This window comes from Brevibacillus sp. SIMBA_040 (assembly GCF_046535075.1).
Lineage (GTDB): Bacteria > Bacillota > Bacilli > Brevibacillales > Brevibacillaceae > Brevibacillus.
This window is the reverse complement of sequence record NZ_JAWRXI010000239.1, coordinates 1-263: the sequence shown is the minus strand read 5'-3', so window position 1 is coordinate 263 and position 263 is coordinate 1. Positions and strand designations below refer to the sequence as shown.

Annotated in this window: 1 protein-coding gene; it reads left to right on the top strand. The window is 25.5% G+C overall.

Annotated features, from left to right (window positions below; translation table 11 throughout):
• Nucleotides 1-192: 192 nt before the first annotated feature.
• Nucleotides 193-263, top strand: a 71-nt coding sequence (locus SB752_RS32695; RefSeq protein WP_410719546.1) for a bacteriocin-like protein, incomplete at its 3' end; no start/stop codon positions are given.

Below are 263 nucleotides of genomic sequence, written 5' to 3'. Positions count from 1 at the left end.
CAATGAGTTTGGAAAATAATATAAAGTCGTACGAAAATGGAACTATGACACCAAGTTTATATTCCTATTGGTATCCTGACGAAGACAGATTTGATTATAAATAAATTTTAATTATCAATCTCAAAAAATGTTTTACTAACTTAGAGTATATAAAAGTCACAAAATTTTTTAACTAAACCAAATTCTATTATTATGAAAAATTTAAAAATTCTGTCAAGAAAAGAACTGAAAGCAATTGAAGGAGCGGCATCTATTTCAAAATG